General features: G+C 66.7%; 14 protein-coding genes and 1 pseudogene. 6 read left to right on the top strand and 9 right to left on the bottom strand.

Features of this window, described 5'->3' with window-relative positions:
• Nucleotides 1–27: 27 nt before the first annotated feature.
• On the top strand, nucleotides 28–1173 hold the full coding sequence (locus ASE28_RS28040) for a hypothetical protein (RefSeq protein WP_157422166.1): 1146 nt from the start codon (nucleotides 28–30) through the stop codon (nucleotides 1171–1173).
• A gap of 20 nt (nucleotides 1174–1193) precedes the next feature.
• On the opposite strand, the gene ASE28_RS28035 is transcribed toward ASE28_RS28040, so the two are convergent.
• Nucleotides 1194–1655: a MerR family transcriptional regulator gene (locus ASE28_RS28035; protein ID WP_057269430.1), complete on the bottom strand. Its 462-nt coding sequence runs from the start codon at nucleotides 1653–1655 to the stop codon at nucleotides 1194–1196.
• Nucleotides 1656–1735: 80 nt separating this feature from the next.
• On the opposite strand from ASE28_RS28035, the gene ASE28_RS28030 reads away from it, so the two are divergent.
• From ASE28_RS28030 to ASE28_RS28020, 3 genes are read left to right on the top strand one after another with little or no spacing between them, the layout of a single operon-like run.
• A complete protein-coding gene (locus ASE28_RS28030) occupies nucleotides 1736–3904 on the top strand; it encodes a heavy metal translocating P-type ATPase (protein WP_057269390.1) in 2169 nt (722 codons plus the stop codon).
• Complete coding sequence (locus tag ASE28_RS28025) at nucleotides 3901–4512, top strand: hypothetical protein (protein WP_057269389.1); 612 nt, start codon at nucleotides 3901–3903, stop codon at nucleotides 4510–4512. Before ASE28_RS28030 ends, ASE28_RS28025 begins: the two co-directional genes overlap by 4 nt.
• The gene (locus ASE28_RS28020; protein WP_082608300.1) at nucleotides 4509–4898 is read left to right on the top strand and encodes a DUF3703 domain-containing protein; all 390 of its coding nucleotides are present in this window, start codon (nucleotides 4509–4511) and stop codon (nucleotides 4896–4898) included. Before ASE28_RS28025 ends, ASE28_RS28020 begins: the two co-directional genes overlap by 4 nt.
• 70 nt (nucleotides 4899–4968) lie before the next feature.
• Here the strand turns inward: ASE28_RS28020 and ASE28_RS28015 are convergent, their stop codons facing one another.
• Nucleotides 4969–7440: a hypothetical protein gene (locus ASE28_RS28015; protein WP_057269387.1), complete on the bottom strand. Its 2472-nt coding sequence runs from the start codon at nucleotides 7438–7440 to the stop codon at nucleotides 4969–4971.
• Between the two features lie 402 nt (nucleotides 7441–7842).
• On the opposite strand from ASE28_RS28015, the gene ASE28_RS28010 reads away from it, so the two are divergent.
• The gene (locus ASE28_RS28010; protein WP_057202964.1) at nucleotides 7843–8028 is read left to right on the top strand and encodes a CsbD family protein; all 186 of its coding nucleotides are present in this window, start codon (nucleotides 7843–7845) and stop codon (nucleotides 8026–8028) included.
• 69 nt (nucleotides 8029–8097) lie between these two features.
• Here the strand turns inward: ASE28_RS28010 and ASE28_RS28005 are convergent, their stop codons facing one another.
• Together ASE28_RS28005 and ASE28_RS28000 are read right to left on the bottom strand one after the other, a co-directional pair.
• Nucleotides 8098–9006, bottom strand: a complete 909-nt coding sequence (locus ASE28_RS28005; protein ID WP_057269386.1) for a YihY/virulence factor BrkB family protein — start codon at nucleotides 9004–9006, stop codon at nucleotides 8098–8100.
• Between the two features lie 31 nt (nucleotides 9007–9037).
• Nucleotides 9038–9574: a pyridoxamine 5'-phosphate oxidase family protein gene (locus tag ASE28_RS28000; protein ID WP_057269385.1), complete on the bottom strand. Its 537-nt coding sequence runs from the start codon at nucleotides 9572–9574 to the stop codon at nucleotides 9038–9040.
• A gap of 357 nt (nucleotides 9575–9931) precedes the next feature.
• Between ASE28_RS28000 and ASE28_RS27995 the strand changes: the two genes are divergently transcribed.
• Nucleotides 9932–10396, top strand: a complete 465-nt coding sequence (locus ASE28_RS27995) for a hypothetical protein (RefSeq protein WP_057269384.1) — start codon at nucleotides 9932–9934, stop codon at nucleotides 10394–10396.
• Nucleotides 10397–10436: 40 nt separating this feature from the next.
• Here the strand turns inward: ASE28_RS27995 and ASE28_RS27990 are convergent, their stop codons facing one another.
• The 5 genes and pseudogenes from ASE28_RS27990 to ASE28_RS27970 form a co-directional block, all read right to left on the bottom strand.
• Nucleotides 10437–11432: a Bug family tripartite tricarboxylate transporter substrate binding protein gene (locus ASE28_RS27990; protein WP_057269383.1), complete on the bottom strand. Its 996-nt coding sequence runs from the start codon at nucleotides 11430–11432 to the stop codon at nucleotides 10437–10439.
• Nucleotides 11433–11546: 114 nt separating this feature from the next.
• A complete protein-coding gene (locus ASE28_RS27985; protein ID WP_057269382.1) occupies nucleotides 11547–12347 on the bottom strand; it encodes a class II aldolase/adducin family protein in 801 nt (266 codons plus the stop codon).
• A gap of 25 nt (nucleotides 12348–12372) precedes the next feature.
• Nucleotides 12373–12697 (bottom strand): annotated as a pseudogene (locus ASE28_RS27980) (fumarate hydratase C-terminal domain-containing protein); the annotation flags it as partial.
• A gap of 134 nt (nucleotides 12698–12831) precedes the next feature.
• The gene (locus tag ASE28_RS27975; RefSeq protein WP_057269380.1) at nucleotides 12832–13467 is read right to left on the bottom strand and encodes an exopolysaccharide biosynthesis protein; all 636 of its coding nucleotides are present in this window, start codon (nucleotides 13465–13467) and stop codon (nucleotides 12832–12834) included.
• A gap of 97 nt (nucleotides 13468–13564) precedes the next feature.
• Complete coding sequence (locus tag ASE28_RS27970) at nucleotides 13565–16087, bottom strand: cbb3-type cytochrome c oxidase subunit I (protein ID WP_057269379.1); 2523 nt, start codon at nucleotides 16085–16087, stop codon at nucleotides 13565–13567.
• Nucleotides 16088–16158 lie beyond the last annotated feature (71 nt).

Genomic DNA, 16158 nt, shown 5'->3' with positions numbered 1-16158 from the left:
ATGGGTTACAGGGTTTCTTGGATCAGCGTGGCAGCGAAGGCCGGTACAGACGTTCTTGCCGAGCTGGGTTTGACCGACAGTGCACAGCCTGTGCAGCCAGGTACCGTGCCCCTGGCGGGCGCACATTTGGCCAACGGCACGTACGTCATCGTGTTCAGCGAGTTCTTTCATCCGATGATCGACCCGCAGTTGATGAAAGTCCTGTCGCTGAACTGCATCGTCGTCGGGTGCGCCGAGGACGAGAGCACCAACGCCTCGATGGCGTTTCTCTGCCGCGATGGGGCGCGGGTGTGGACGGTCTCCCATGTCTTGTCGGAGGGCGGCGACCACCTCGGCATCGAAGGCGTTGCGCCCAGGGCGCTGGCGCCCTTGCTGCAGGCAGCGCTCCAATCGCGTGCGGAGCACGGCCACGATGCTGTCTTCGGCGTCCCTGCAGCGCTTGCTGAAGAGGTGTGCGGTTTTCGGCACGGTGGGCGGCAAAACGGGCCTGCGCCCGTGTTCACACGGCTCGACCGGAAATTCGCGGACATCGATGCCACACTGGGCGAACTGGTGCGCGCTGCGGCGGCTGTGCTGCAGGCCGCAGGCTACGTGCAAGAGGACGCCAGCCGCCCCGGTCTTTTCACCAAGACCACCGAGCATGAACGGATCCAGGTGTACCTGCGCCACTCGACGACGCCGGAAATAGGAGTCATGTACTTCGACGTGCGCGCCGAAGTGTGCAACCGGTATGTAGACGGACTGATGCACCAGGCGGTGCCGCAGCTGCACGCCACGCAGACGGCGGTGCTGCGCTGGTCAGGCGCATTGGATGGGGACAGTGCACTGACAACCCCCGCCGACGTGGCCGCATGCCGATCACAACTCCAGAGCGCGTTCTCGCCGTGGCTGGCCCGGCTGCACGACCTGGTGGCGCTGGAGGCGCTGGTCAACGGCCACCCACCCTCTGGCAGCGCGATGGGAGAGGCCACGCAATGCCATTTCGATGGCGACACCGGCTACTCCCGGCTGATCCTGGCGTACCTTGCATCCAACCCGCGCTTCGAGGACATGGTGGTGCAAACCGAGCGCGCCCTGTCGCGTGGCAAGCCTGACCCGAAAAGTGACCTGAACAAGGTCTGCAACCACTTGCGAGCGCACGCCAAGCCAGTTTCACGGGCGACCGTGCGCTGAGTCAGTCCCTGGCCGTCTCATCACACATGCCGCTTGGCCGGCGCAGGCCCAGGCGGCGCCACCGGCTCGGCATCGGCCCGCTCGTGCAGCGCGTCAATCACATGGCAGTGCCCGTCGGTGCCATCGCAGCGGCGGCGCAGGGCGATCAGGTCGCGCTCCAGCGTCTTCAGCTCCTGCAGGCGAATGCGCACGTGCGTGAGGTGCTCGTCCAGCGTGTCGCAGGCCGTGTGGTCGGCACCGGCGGCCGAGCGGTCCAGTGCCAGCAGGGTGCGTACCTCGCCCAGCGACATGTCCATGGCCCGGCACAGGCGGATGAAGCGCAGCTGGTGGATGTCGGCATCGCTGTAGAGGCGGTAGCTGCTCTCGCTGCGCGGGCCGGGCGCAAGCAAGGCCTCTTTCTCGTAGTAGCGGATGTTGGCGGTGGAGACGCCCGAGCGCTGGGCGGCCTCGCCGATGCGTAACCTTGCTGTGTCTGCTGGCATGCGCTTGACCTTCAAGTGACTTCAAGGATTCCAATCATGGCATGGCGGATCGCAATCCGCCCCCGCAAAGGAAAAAAGCCATGACAGAAACCAGCCGATCCACCATATCCCAAGGCCCGCCGGAGCCAGGGTCCCCAACGCCCGTGGCCCTGCCCATGCCCAAGGTGGGCACTGCGCGCCGCGCGCCCCAGATCAATGTCTCTTGCTGCACCCCTGGCAGCAGTTGCGCTGACGATGCGGCACCGGCCAAGGCCCCTGCCGCGCCGCACGGCCACGAAGGCCATGACCACAAGGCGCATGCCGACCACGAAGAGCATGGTGGTGACCATGAAGGCCACGACCACGGCGCCCTGCCCGGCTGGGGCCGCATTGGCGCGGCGCTGGTGGCGGCCACCGGGGCCGAGCTGGCCCACCTGCTCGGCCCCGATACGCCCATCTGGCACGGCGCGGGCATGGCGCTGGCGGCTGCGGCCATCCTGCTGGCGGGCCTGGGGGTGTACAAGAGCGGCATGCGCTCGCTGCTGCGCGGACAACTGGGCATCAGTGCGCTGATGGCGGTGGCGGTCACGGGCGCCTTCGCCATCGGCCAGTGGCCCGAAGCGGCGATGGTGATGGCCCTGTATGCTCTGGCCGAGCGCATCGAGGAAGGGGCCGCGGGCCGCGCGCGCAATGCCATCGGCTCGCTGCTGGCGCTGAGCCCGGAGCAGGCCGACGTGCGGCAGCCCGATGGCCAATGGCGCAGTGTGCCCGCAGCCGAGGTGGCGCTGGGCGACACGGTGCGCGTGCGCCCCGGCGGCCGGGTGCCGCTGGACGGCACGGTGACCACCGGGCGCGGCGCGGTGGACGAGTCCAGCGTCACTGGCGAGAGCCTGGCCGTGGACAAGGCCCCCGGCGACCGCCTGTACGCGGGCACGCTGAACGCCCAGGCCGAGCTGCTGATGCAGGTGACCTCGGCCGCAGGCAACACCACACTGGACCGCATCATCCGCTCGGTGGAAGAAGCCCAGGCCAGCCGCGCTCCTACCCAGCGCTTCGTGGACCGCTTTGCTGCCATCTACACCCCTGCCGTCTTCGTGCTGGCCGTGGTGGTGGCCGTGGGCGCGCCACTGCTGTTGGGCTGGGGCTGGCTCGACGCCATCTACCGCGCGCTGGTGTTGCTGGTCATTGCCTGCCCTTGCGCGCTGGTGATCTCCACGCCGGTCACCGTGGTCAGCGGGCTGGCGGCTGCCGCGCGGCGCGGCATCCTGGTCAAGGGCGGGGCCTGGCTGGAGCAGGCGCGCGGCATCCGCGCCGTAGCCTTCGACAAGACCGGCACCATCACCGCCGGCCGCCCGGTGCTGGTGGGGCAGGCGCAGTTTGGCGGCGATGCGGCCACCGACGTGGCGCGCGCGCTGGCGGGCCGCTCGGACCACCCGGTATCCAAGGCCATCGTGGCCGGACTGGGAGAAGCGCAGACATCACTGCCTGAGGTGGAGGACTTCACGGCCCTTGCCGGGCGCGGTGTGCAGGGGCGCATTGCCGGCAGCACTTGGCACCTGGGCAACCGCCGCTCCATGCAGGAGCGCAACCTGTGGACCGACGCGGTCGAGGCCGCTGCCGCCGCGCACGAGGCGCAGGGCCGCAGCCTGACCCTGCTGGCCGACAACGGTGCCGTGCGCGCCCTGTTCGCCGTGGCCGACACGCTGCGCCCCCAGGCCGTGCAGGCCGTGGCCGACCTCAAGGCCCTGGGCATCGTGCCGGTGATGCTCACCGGCGACCACGCCGCCGCCGCCCAGGCCGCCGCGCAGGAGGCCGGCATTGCCGAGGTGCAGGCCAGCCTGCTGCCCGAGCACAAGCTGGCCGCCATCGCCGCGCTGCAGCAAAAGCACGGCATGACGGCCATGGCCGGCGACGGCATCAACGACGCCCCGGCCCTGGCCAAGGCCGATATCGGCTTTGCCATGGGTGCCGCCGGCACCGACGTGGCCATGGAGACGGCCGATGTGGTGATCATGAACGACGACCTGCGCCGCGTGGCCGAGACGGTGCGCCTGTCGCGCCGCACGCACACCGTGCTGGTGCAGAACATCACGCTCGCGCTGGGCATCAAGGCGGTGTTCTTCGGCCTGGCGCTCACGGGCCAAGCCACCATGTGGATGGCCGTGTTCGCCGACATGGGCGCCAGCCTGCTGGTGGTGGCCAACGGCCTGCGCATGCTGCGGCCCGAGCTGGGCAGCAAGGCCGCGATTGCACAGGGCAACCAGGCATGAGCAGCGACGCAATCACCGCCACCCACCATGCCGCCGTGGCCGCAGCCATGGGCATCGCCGAGATGGGGCCACCCGCCAGCACGCTGACGCGCCCACCCGGCAGCGTGCGCATCCGCCTGACCACCACCCTGCCCGCCCCTGCCGATTGGGTGGCCGCACAGCTGCAGACCACGGCCCTGTTCCGCTACATCACCGCCCCGCTGCTGCAATTCGCCACCGAGCAGGGCCCCTGGCCCACGCACTGGCCCCTGGGCGACACCGAGCTGCGCTTCGCACTCTTTGGCCTGCTGCCCATGGGCCGCCAGACCGCACGCATCAGCGTGCACCCCTGCGACGGCATCCCCGGCGCCTGGCCCCTGCTGCGCGACAACGGTACCGGCCAGCTCATGCGCGTGTGGGACCACCGCATCACGGTGCACAGCTTGCCGGGGACCCCTGGGCGCACCTGCTACACCGACGAGGTCTTCGTGCGGGCACGCTACCTGCCGTGGGTGATGACGCCAATCAGCGCCGCCTGTGCCTGGGTGTTCTATCGCCATCGGCAGCGCAGGTGGCTGAAACTGGCGCTGCGCCAGCCCAGCGCGCAAGGCCCCGGTGCATGCGCATGAGCGACCACCCACCCCAGGCGCCCGCGCTGCAGCGCCAGGCGTTCGACCATCTCCTGGCCCGCTTCGACGCCAGCGCAGGCGAGCCGCCGGCCACGCGCTGGCCCTGGCTGGAGGCGGCCCACGTGCTGGGCCAGACCCGGCTGGGCCTGCACTGGCGCTCGCACACCGCGATGCTGCGCTACGCCCTGCAGTTGCGTGATGGGAGTGAGGTGCTCGGCCAGCTGCTGCGCCTGGCGCTGGTGTCGCTGGGGCACCTGCTGCAGCGCCTGCCCCTGGGCAACATCGGGCGCGCGCATGTGTCGGCGCTCAGTCCGATGGCGACCTCTGCGGACACCGCCGATCGAATCAATGCAGCCTTGCGGGCCATGCGATCACCCGATCTTTAGCCCAATTTTCTTGAACCCTGGCGTCTTGATGCGTTAAAGCGGATTTCGGGCGGCCTCGGGAATGAGCGCCTTATGCAATGAGGTTGCCGACAGTGATGGTACCGACAGTTCCTGTCAGCTGAACGAAGAAATCGGTGCTGTCGAACTGGCTGGTGTCCGAGCCCGTATTCTGCACCAGGTAGGTGCCAGCGGCCGTACCGGTCTGGATGGTGATGAGGTAGGCCTGGCCGGTGTTGTTGAAGACGGCAGCCAGGCCGGCTGAGATGGTGGCCTGGTAGTTGCCGGTGTCGGCGTTGCCGATGATGAAGGAGCCCATGATCGAGGCATTCACGCCGGTCTTGAAATAGTCCGTCCCAGTGGCATTGAAGTTGCCCACGACGTCGACCTGCGTCCGGTTCGACATGTTGGCGCCTGTGGCTATCAACGTCTCCGAACCGGAGCCCGAAGATTGCAGATTGATCACATCGACCGCAGCTCCACCCGTGACCGTTGTGGCGGCAGAGCTGGAGCCCAGGAGGTTCAAGGTCTGCCCACCAGTCCCGAGGGTGATCGTGTTGTCACCGGTGCTCTTGGTGTAGTTGAGGGTGACACCCGCACCGTTGAGGTTGATGACACTCGCCGTACCGATGCTGCCTGCGATGTTGATGATCTCGATACTGGCGACCTTGGTGCTCAGGTCGATGTTCTGGGTGGTGGTGGCGCCGATGTTCAGGGTGTCGGTGCCGTTGCCGCCATCCACCGTCGTCAGGAAGTTGATGATCTGGTTGGTCGTGAAATTGAAGGTATCCGAACCGGTGCCACCAATCACGCTCACGGCGACATTGGCCGACGTGAAGTTGTTGGTGCCGTTGGCCAGGTTGTACTTTTCAATCGTGCTGAAGGCGTTGAAGGTGCCGGCGGTGGTCAGGTTCAAGGTTTCGGTGCCTGCCGCATTGACGGTGCCGGTAAACTGCGACAGCTGCGCAATCGTGGCGGTGATGTTGGCATTGTTGGTCACCGTCAGGTTCTCGAAGCCGGTGATGGTGGCATTGCTCAGGTCCGGCACGGAGGAAAAGAACGCCAGGCTGTCGGTGCCCGTGCCCGCAGTGTAGGTGCCCAGGATGGTAACGCCGTTCAAGGCCATGGCGTTGTTGCCATTGCCCAGTGCTGCCGTGCTGGAGACGGTGGCATTGATGGTGACGTTGTCGTTGCCGGAGCCGCCGGTGTAGTTGACGCCCGCCGTCGCGGAGTTCATGTTGACCGTGTTGGTGCCCGTGGCGCTGCCCTTGACGGTGGCCGTGCCGGTCAGGGCGCTGCCGGTCCAGGTGAAGCCGCCCAGGGTGATGCCGCTGGCATCCACCGTGGTCAGTGAGGTGCTGGCCGACGACAGGGTCAATCCGGCGTTGCCGCTGACGTTGAAGGTTTTGACCGAGTTGCCCAGCCAGGTCATGTTGTTGTTGAAAACACCAGTGGGTGTGGCCTGGGTGTCTCTGACGCTGATATTCACGGTCTCGACACCGCTGGCCGTGATCCCCGTGGTGGCGAACGCTACGCCGGAGGTGCTGCCGTCGGTGAGCGTGAGGTTGATGACGTCATTGACCCCGCCGACAAACGCCGCATTGGAAATGGTGAACGCGGTGCCGGCGCCCGTCAGCGTGATCTTGCCGTTGCTTGGCAGATTGCTCAGTGTGAGACCGTTCGCGCCTGAGAATGTCACATCGCTGTAATTGCCCAAGGTCTGCAGATCGATGGTCTGGTTGGTCGCACCGGTCAGGCTCAGTTTCTCAAAATCCGTGACCCTGCTGGCAAAGGCGCCGCTCCCGGAGGCGGTGGCGGCATAGGCTGCCGTCAGAACGATGGTATCGGTGCCGCTGCCGCCCTTGACCGTGATGGGGAACAAGGCCGTGTTGGGTATGAAGGTGTCGTCGCCCGACCCGCCATTGATGGTGGTGAAGCCCGCTGAGGTGTTGTAGGTGATGGTGTTGGTGCCATCGGCCAGATTCAGTACCTTGATGCCACTGATGGTGCCGCCGGTGCTGCCGTTGTTGATGGTGACCGTGCCGGCGGTGGTCAGGGTCAGGACATCGTTGTCCGAGGCATCGCCGGTGATGGTCGTCCCGTTGAGGGCTGGAATGGTGGACTTGAACACGTCCGTGGCCCCGACCAGCCCGCTGAATGTACCGCCCGCGGTGGTCGTGATGGTGCGATCGAGGATGGGTTCGAGAATCCCCGCCAGTTCTGCCGTGGACTTCAGCCGCAGGTACTCGTACGGCGTACCGACGGACCAGTTGGCGTCGTACGTGAAGCCCATGCGCTCGGCCAGCTGCCGGTAGGTGTACTCCGCCTGCTCGGGCCGGGCCCCGCGCGCGCTGTACAGCTGCAGGTTGCGCAGCAGGTAGTCCTTGTCCAGGTACTGGCGCACAAGCGCCCTCTCCGCAGCCTCCAGGGGATTGCTGCTCTGCATGATGACCGTCCAGTCCCTCGTATCCAGGTTGCTCCCTACATTGCCATACAGCGTCAGGATGGCGCGCGTGATCAGTTGCGGCCCGGCTGGACCTGTCATGGAAGATCCAAGAAGTTCAGCAATGGAAGGAGTGGTCATGACTTATAAAAATGGGAAGCGAGTAAAACGCAACTTCCCGACAGCCTCGTTGGCCGACGGCTGTTTGGCAAAGGTGCGCATGCAGTGACACGTTCAGAAAACTGTTCTTCGGGTAAAAATGCCGTTGCGAAAGCAAAAAATTGCAGCAGTCAAATATCTTAGGGCAGTACGTACCAAGCACCAATTTCTGTTTTGCACGCGAACACTGACACTGGTGCCCAGTCCTTCGAAATGCCCTTTGCCCCCCGCACCGGCTTCGCCGACACCTGGATGGGTTGCATTCTTACAGCGGCGCATGGCCGCAAGGTTCATCCTTGCCTTACCGCACTTTTCGCGGTGCCAACCAACGACAGAAAGCGAACCATGAACAAAGACCAAGTTGCCGGCCACGCCACCGATCTGAAGGGCCAAGTCAAGGAAGCCGCAGGCAAGCTCGTGGGCAGCGAAAAGCTGCAGGGCGAAGGCTTGGCCGACCAGGCCGTGGGCAAGACCCAGGCCAAGGTGGGTGACGCCAAGGAAGCAGTGAAGAAGGCCATCGACAAGGCTTGAATGTGCGCTGCACAGAACAAGCGGCTTCGGCCGCTTTTTTTGCGCCTGGGCTACTGGATCCGCGGATCCTCAGCTTGCCGGGCCTTGGGCAGCTTCAGAGGCTGCTGCAGTGGGCAATGGCGCCTGGTGCTTCTCGCGCAGCACTGCATTGACTTCGGCTCCAAAGATCAGCGTGGTGGCGCTGATGTACAGGAACACCAGGGTCGCCACCACGCCCGCGAAGCTGCCATAGACCAGGGCGAGCTTGCCGGCGCTGCGCAGCGAGTACGACAGCGTGGCGGCGGCCAGCGCCCACAGCACGGCGCCCACCAGGGCGCCCGGCAGCACTGTGCCGATGCGTTGGGGAATGTCGGGCAACCAGCCGTACAGCAGCGCGTAGAGCATCGTGAGGGTGATGCAGGCCGCACCATAGCGCACGCTGTCGTACAGCCAGACCACCTCGTTCGCCCCCTCCACACTGGATACCACGAACTGCCAGATGCGCGGCATGATGATGACGGAGCTGAAGGTCACCAGCACGCCAAAGCCCACGATCACCGTGAACAGCGTGACCTTGATGCGCGCCTTCCAGAACGGCAGGCCGCGCGTGATGCCGTACGAGCGGTTCAGCGCCGAGCGCACGGCCTGCATGCCGGACGAGCCCGTCCACAGCGTGACGATCAGGCCGACGGTCAGCAGCGCCTGGTTGCGCTGTGCCAGCACCTGCTGGATCACCGGCTGCATGGCCTCGCGCACCACCTGGGGTGCGTAACCCATCACCCGCTCGGCCAGCGCCGCCGCGTCTCCCGGCTGGCCGAAATACCCGGCAGCGGCAGACAGCAGGATCAACAGCGGGAACATGGCCAGCACGGAAGAGAACGCCAGGCTGCCGGCCTGGTTGGCGCTCTGGTGCAGCACATAGTTGCGTACCGCCAGGATCAGAACCCCCAACACCGGCATGCGGATGAACGCCTCGCCCAGACGCCGCAAATCCTGCATGGCCGTCGTCACCAAGAAGCAGCCAGGCGCATCATGGGCGAAGCTGCCCCTCGATGGAGTCGTCCAGCGTCTTGCCGATGGCAGCGCCGATCACCATCTTGGTGGCCGCCACCAGGCCCCCGTGCTTGTTGTCCCAGTAGTAGCCGGATGCGGGCACGACCTGGATCACCGTGATGCGTGGGTCGTCCTTGCCCTCGGTGAACCAGGTCTTCATGACCGGGTTCCACAGTTCGCCGATCAAGGCCTTGTCGCGGTGGATGGTGGCGGTGCCTTCCAGCACCAGAAAGCCTGAGTGCCTGGCGCCTTGCAGAAAGATGCGCACCTGCGGGTCGGCTTCGATCTCGCGGTTCTTGTGGCTGTCGGACGCGCTGAGGAACCACAGGTGCCCGGCCTCGTCCGCCTTCTCGATGCTCATGGGCCGCGTGCCCTGGGTTTCGCCATCGGGGGCATTGGTGCAAAAGAAGCAGGAGCCAGCGTCCTGCGCCATGTCCTGGATGCGCCTGGCAGCATCGCCGCCTGCGAGGTGCTTGTGCGTCTCTTCTGCCTGGTTGTTGTTGATCGAGTCCACGGGTCTCTCCGGTTGATGGATGGCACCAGAGATTGGACCTGCGGCCCGCGCGAGCCCCTGTAGGAGGCGACCAACGCCCTGCGCCATCCATTGCGACGAGCGGGGCTTCAACAGGGACTTGTGTAGGAGGACAGCGCGTCCGCCCGGCCCCTCGCTCCCGTGTGTGTCCAATCTGGTTAGAGTGAAACGAACCGCACGCCGCGTGCCCAAGGTGAGCGGCGCACCGTTTGAACGAAAGGCAAAAAAATGAAGATGCTTCACATCGCAACCGTCTGCGTTCTCCTCGCCGGATGCCAAGCAGTACCCCCGGTACAGCGCAGCGCCGCAGACGACCCCAGCGCCATTTGCTTTGCCGGGATGGACAAGCACAGCGCGCTGGCAGCGCTCAGGCCCCGGATTGGAAGCGCTGCCAATGCACAAACAGCGACACCAGACCTGCTGACCAGCACGGCTGTCCCCAGCGCCGAGGAGAAGAAGGCCATCCAGTCCTGGGCGGGCCTGCGGCGGGAGTGCGTGAACGCCGGGGCGGAGTTCCGGCTGAAGAATGCCCCGCCCGCCTACGCCGACCTCGTGGAGGAAGAGAACGCGCGCTTCACCGTCCTGCTCTCGCAACTGTATGCGGGCCAGGCGGGCTATGGGCGCTTTCTCACCGAGCGCATCGCGCTCGACACCGAGATGAAGAGCCGGCGCAACAACGCGCGCGGAGAACACGAGCGCGCCAACGCGCCCATCCGCCAGGAAGAGGCAGCCCGCAGGCGGGCTGAGCTGACCAGCGCGCTGGCCGTGCTGCAACTGGCCCCTGCACCGCCAGGGAAAAACTGACCGATTGGGGCACAGGCAGGCCCCGATCGCGGGGGGCCTCTCAGGATTCCGCAGTGAAGCCGATGGCCTTGACGATAGGCCCCCAGCGCTCGCCGTCGGCCTTGAGCAGCGCGGCCAGCTCGGCGGGAGTGGACGAACGCGCCTCCAGCCCCATCGCAGCCAGGCCGGCCACCACGTCCTTGTCGGCCAGCGCGGTGCGGATGGCGGCGTTGGCCTTTTGCACCACGTCGGCCGGCGCCTTGCCCGGCAGGAAAAAGCCGAACCATTCGTTGTAGGCCATGTCCTTGAAGCCCTGCTCGATCAGCGTGCTGACGCCTGGCATGAACTTGTTGCGCGTGGCGCCCGAGGTGGCCAGCACGCGGATCTTGCCGCCTGAGAGGTGCGGCAAGAACTCACCCACCGGGGCCGAGACCGCCGCGATCTGCCCACCCAGCAGGTCCAGGATGGCCGGCTGCGATCCGCGAAAGCCCACGTGGCGCATGTCGACCTTGCCGGCGCGGCTGATCAGCTCGCCCACGAAGTGCGGCACCGAGCCCGGTGCGGGCGAGCCGAAGTTGGCGCCCGTGGGGTTGGCCTTGCACCACTCCAGAAACTCGGGCACGGTCTTCACCGAGGCGGGCACCTGCGGGCCCACGGCAAAACCCATGTCGAACACCACGCCCAGGGAGACGGGGGTCACATCAGCCACCGGGTCGTAGGGCAGCTTCTTGTAGGTGTGGGGGTAGATGCCCAGCATGGACATGGGCGTGGCCAGCAGCGTGGCGCCGTCCGCCGGGGCCGCCTTGAGCGTGGTGATGGCGATCTGCCCGCCAGCACCCGTCTTGTTTTCCACCACGGCCGACTTGGCATAGCCGCCGGTGATCTGGGTCGCCACGCGCCGCGCCAGGGTGTCCACCGTGCCGCCGGCGGCAAAGCCGGCGAGGATCTTCACGGTGTCGAGCGCCTGGGCCTGGGCCATGAAGGGCAGCGTGCCTGCGGCGCCGGCCAGGGCCAGTTGCAGGATGTCGCGGCGGGAGGTTGCGGGGGAAAGGCTCATGGTTTGTCTCCTGTGCTTGTTGTGCAATCAATGCGTGCGAAACGGTGGCGGCAATCCCCTGCCCGGTGGATGCCACGGCCCGGCGATGGTAAGTGAAAACCGGGGTCACCCAGCCTAGAAAATACCCATCCGTGGCTTCACCAGGTCATGAAGACCCAGCCCTGCCCGGCGCACAGCCGCCCAGAACAGCTTGGCATACAGATCGTTGTCCGGGTCGGTCAGCCCCACGTCACGCGCCGATACCTCCAGCGCCTGGGCTGGAATGGGGGTGTTGGCACCGGCCATGGAGTCGGCCAGCACCTGCACCTCGCAGGCGCGCTGCAGCACGTAGTTGAAGTAGAAGGCCTCGGGCAGGCTCCGGCCCGTCACCAGCAGACCATGGTTGCGCAGAATGAGGCAGCTGCTGGCGCCCAGGCTCTGCACCAGGCGGTCCTGCTCGCCCGGGTGTACGGTGATGCCCTCGAAGGCGTGGTAGGACACGTTGCCGCTCAGGAACGCCGCATAGAAGTTGTTGAACTTCAGGCCTTCCTCCTTGCACGACACCGCCACGCCCGCCGTATGGTGGGTGTGCATGATGCAATGCGCGTCCTCGCGCGCCGCGTGGATCGCGCTGTGGATCACGAAGCCGGCACGGTTCACCGGGTAGTCCGCAGCCCCCACCGGGTTGCCTTGCAGGTCGATCTTGAGCAGGTTGTTCGCCGTCACCTCGCCGTAGTGCAGCCCGAACGGGTTGATGAGGTAGTGGCCTGCATGCGAAGGCACACTCAGCGTGATGTGGTTGAAGATCTCCTCGCTCCACCCCCGGGCGTGGAAAACGCGGTAACACGCCGCCAGTTGCACGCGCAGGCGCCACTCCTCGGGCTCCATGCCTGCGGGGCGGGCAGCAGCCAGCTCTCCTTCATCGAACATCGTCATCTCCTTTTTTGGGCCTGGAACGTTCTCAGACGCTCTCCAGCGTGATTGTCTTTCGTTCACCCGCCGCAATGCACTTTTGCCACTCCGCCGGCCCGGTGATGTGCGCACTGGTGCCCCCCGCCTCCACCGCCACCGTCACCGGCATGTCCACCACGTCGAATTCGTAGATGGCTTCCATCCCCAGGTCGGCAAAGCCCAGCAGCATCAACTCGGTGAAGCCGTCCATGCCCCGTGGCGGTGGTCGGGCCGGCCGGGCCCACGTAGTAGATCACGCGCTTGGCACCCTGTCCCCGCGCGAGCGGTCCACTGCAGAGTTGCTGATGGACGGATGCACCGCCAAGGAAATGGCCGCACGATGGACCTGTCGCCAGCAACCATCGTCACCTACAAGGAGCGCATTTTCGCCAAGCTGGGCGTGGGCAGTCGGCGGGAGTTTCTGGCACTGGGCAGGCCGCCTGAGCAAAGGGGCGCTCAGCGGCAGCTTTCATAGCAGGTGCGTGATCAGCAGCCCTGCCGCGCCGCAGGCCAGCAATGAGGCCACCACCATCAGCGCGCCATCACGCACCAACAGGGCCAGGCCAATGAGTGCGATAGCCCCCATGGGCGCCGAGGCGGCGAACGGAATCATCTCCAGCGGCGGCACCATGCAAGCCAGCGCGATGCAGGCCAATGCCGCCAGGCGAATCCCCAGGCCCGAGGTCAGCCAGCGCAGCCGGCCATGGAACCAGCGGTCCATGCGTGTGGCCATGGGGCGCGCGCCCGCCACCAGCCGCTTCATCCTGGCCGCGGCCACCCCGCGCCGCGCCACCCACCCGGGCATCCACAGGCGCTTGCGGCCGCTGAGCATCTGCGCGGCGAACAGCACCACGACGGCAGCCAGGGCCGTGGCCATACCCGGCACACCGCCCAGGGGCGATATCTCGATCAGCGCCGGCACGAGCAGAAACGGTCCGTAGCTGCGCGGGCCCATGGCGTCGACCATGTCGGCCACCGTCACACGCCCGTGGGTCTGCGCCAGGCCGTCGAATTCGTCGAGGATCTCGCCGAGGGTGTCGGGGCTGGCGGACGCAGTGGACACGGTGGCCGCAGTATCGGCAGTGACAGTTCGGGATGCAGTCATGCAACCAGCATGGACACCTGCCCCCAGGGAGACTGCCAGACAGCACCCCGTGCGTGCGTGGGATTCCGGCGGGGCGGCCATCCGACTGTGGCACCGGTCACATCAGCGATGGAAGCACCTGCACTACCAGGGCCCCCACGATGCCCTGCACCGTGACGTAGTGCCAGAACAGCACCGTGTTGTCGAGCGTGGCGCGGGCGCCTTGCTGCAGGTGCCCGGCCAGCGAGCGGGCCAGCAGGTAGGCGCCCATGATGAGCAGGATGCCCACGTGCATCGCCTGCCAGCCCAGCAATGCGGCGACGGTGGCGCTCCAGGCATCGGCACGCGGGTTCAGGCCGGCCTGCAGGTGGCCCATGAAATCCAGCGCCATGGCCCCACAGGCACAGGCCGTGGCCAGCACCGTGGCCACCCGCAGCCAGCCCTGCCCGGACGAAGCCTGGGCGAAGGACCGCTGGGCCGCCCACAGCAGCCCCGAGCCCAGCAGCCACAGCGCCGCCGACGACGCCGGCCACGCCACCTGCGGCAAGGCCGCGCCCGGTGGCGGGCAGACATCGGCCGACATGGAGACATGCAGGTGTGCAAAGGTGGCCGATGCGAACACGCTGGCATCGACGCACAGCAGCACCACCACCGCCCACCACGAGTGCGAGTGCCGGCCCACCAGGCGCGTGGGCAGGAAGATGCCGGCCACCACCTCGGCCGTGGTCGCAGGCACGGGCCGGTCGGACTGCCAGAGCCAGACCACCATGGCCACCAGCGCGATCACCCCGCTGAGCACGGCCGGCACCACCATGGCGACGGTGAGCAGCAGGAAGAACCCCGCCGTGCCCGCCGCCGCGATGAAGGGCGACCAGCCGTCTCCCGGTAGCAGCAACAGCTGGCGCGGCGTGGCATCCACAGCGCTGGTGACCAGCGACTCACGCCCGCCGAAGACGGTGCGCGGCAGCCAGTAGGCGCCCTGTTCCGCCGCATCGCGCAGGCCCGGGTGCTGCCACAGCGGCTCGCGCGAGCTGACGGGCGGGATGCTGCGCAGCCCGTACTCACCGCCCGAGGCCCATTCCAGCGTGGGCGCGTTCCAGGGGTTGGCGGGCGGCCCTTTGCCGCGCAGGAAGGCGCGTACCAGGTCGCCAAAGCACAGCACCACCCCGAGCGCGAAGACGAAGGCCCCGATGCTGGACAGCAGGTTGGGCCACTCCCAGCCCAAACCCGCGTCGTAGGTGTACACCCGGCGCGGCATGCCCATGAGCCCGGCGATGTGCATGGGAAAGAACGCCAGGTTGAAGCCCCCGAACATGAGCCCGAACACCCAGCGCCCCAGCCGCTCGGACATGCGGTGTCCCTGGACGACCAGCGGCAGCCAGTAGTACAGCCCCGCGAACACCGGGAACACCATGCCCCCGATCAGCACATAGTGCAGGTGCGCCACGATGAAGTACGTGTCGTGCACCTGCCAGTCGAACGGCAGCACCGCCACCATGATGCCCGTGAGCCCGCCCAGCACGAAGATGGCATGAAAACCCACCAGGAACAGCGTGGGTGCGTTCGCCTCGACACGCCCGCGCCAGAAGGTGGCGATCCACGAGAACACCTGCACCGCGCTGGGCACGGCCACCGCGAAGCTCGCGGCCGACACCAGGTGCATGGTGAACGAGCCCAGCCCGGCCGTGAACATGTGGTGTACCCACAGCGCAAAGCTGAGCAGCCCCACGCCCAGCAGCGCGGCCACCACCCAGCGGTAGCCCACGATGGGCGTGCGCGCCAGCGCGGGCACCATCATCGACACCATGCCTGCGGCGGGCAAAAAGATGATGTACACCTCGGGGTGACCGAAGAACCAGAACAGGTGCTGCCACAGCACCGGATCGCCCCCGCGCGCGGGGATGAAGAAGGGCCAGTCGAACGCGCGCTCCATCTCCAGCAGCAGCGTGCCGGCGATGATGGCCGGAAACGCGAACACGATCATCAGCGCCGTGACCAGCATGGCCCAGGCATAGATGGGCATGCGCGCGAGCGTCATGCCCGGCGCGCGCGTGAAGAGGATGCCGATGATGATCTCGATGGCCCCGGCAATCGCCGAGATCTCGATGAAGCCGATGCCCAGCAGCCACCAGTCGGCCCCCACCCCGGGCGAATGCTCCTTGCCCGTGAGCGGCGGGTACATGAACCAGCCGCCGTCGGGCGAAGCCCCGAAGAAGATGGTGCCAAAGAACACGATGCCGCCGATGGCATAGGCCCAGAAGCCATAGGCCGACAGGCGCGGGAACGGCATGTCGCGCGTGCCCAGCATGCCGGGCAGCAGGTACACGGCCATGGCTTCGACCACGGGCACGGCGAAGAGGAACATCATCACCGTGCCGTGCATGGTGAAGATCTGGTTGTAGGTGGCGGCCGATACCAGGTCGGCCTGGGGCACGGCCAGTTGGGCGCGCATGATCAGTCCCAGCAAGCCGGCCAGGACGAAGAAGAGCAGTGCTGTGCCGATGTAGAAGAGGCCGACCTGGGTGTTGTTGACGGCGGAGAGGAGGCGCCAGCCGGACGGGGGTTGCCAGGCGCGTTCGAGGGCTTCTCGCTCGCCGGCTGGGCGGGGCAAGGGGTTGAGGGGTGGGGGTGCTTGTGTCATGTTGCGCCCCGTTGTTGTCTGGTGCTATGGCCGTTTGTCCGTGGTTGCGTTGTGCCTTGGTTGAGGGCGGG

Origin of the sequence: Acidovorax sp. Root219, assembly GCF_001428665.1 — a bacterium.
GTDB lineage: Bacteria > Pseudomonadota > Gammaproteobacteria > Burkholderiales > Burkholderiaceae_C > Acidovorax.
This window is presented reverse-complemented; position numbering and strand designations above follow the sequence as displayed.